At 34.6% G+C, this 578-nt stretch carries 1 protein-coding gene and 1 pseudogene; both read right to left on the reverse strand.

From position 1 onward, the window contains the following. Window positions 1-10: 10 nt before the first annotated feature. Window positions 11-268, reverse strand: coding sequence for a YkuJ family protein (locus KH893_RS11535; protein ID WP_281166245.1), 258 nt, complete (start codon window positions 266-268; stop codon window positions 11-13). Then, window positions 255-554: pseudogene (locus tag KH893_RS11540) on the reverse strand (flippase-like domain-containing protein); the annotation flags it as partial. The pseudogene KH893_RS11540 and the gene KH893_RS11535, both read right to left, overlap by 14 nt. Window positions 555-578 lie beyond the last annotated feature (24 nt).

Consider the following 578-nt stretch of genomic DNA (forward strand, 5'->3'; position numbering starts at 1 on the left):
TGTTTAATCATTAAAAAGTCAACTTCAAATCACGAAGAATCTCATAAATATCAATAGCAACTAAATCGATATTATCAAATTTAAAGACATGATTGTCTCGAAATTCCTTAATAGTAAAAATATCCGTTCGATGATCAAAACTCACTCTAGCCAGATTTAACCCATAAAGATCAAAATTTCGAACTTGAACCTCTTGCCCGCTCTGATCCTTAACCATCGCTTCAAGGCGGCTAATAATTGGAGTAATTTCTGATTCAGTTTTCGACATGATCTTTTCCATCAAGCTGATTCGGTATTACATTATACGCTATCAGACCAGCGAAGATACCAAAATAATAAGTTATGATTCGCCAAACCAGCATTGCAAAAATAGTGACTGTATGGTTCGGCAAAAAACTGGAAAAAAGTAAAGAGAAACCTATTTCCGCACCGCCGGTACCACCAGGAACAGGAAAAATAGAAATTGCTAAGGTTAAAATAACATTTAAAACAATGATGAACATTGGGTCGGCATTGTCTGCACCAACGGCCAACAAGATAAAATAAGGGATTAATTAATAGACAAAATGATGAATTAA

Origin of the sequence: Liquorilactobacillus sicerae, assembly GCF_029916425.1 — a bacterium.
Taxonomy (GTDB): Bacteria; Bacillota; Bacilli; order Lactobacillales; family Lactobacillaceae; genus Liquorilactobacillus; species Liquorilactobacillus sicerae.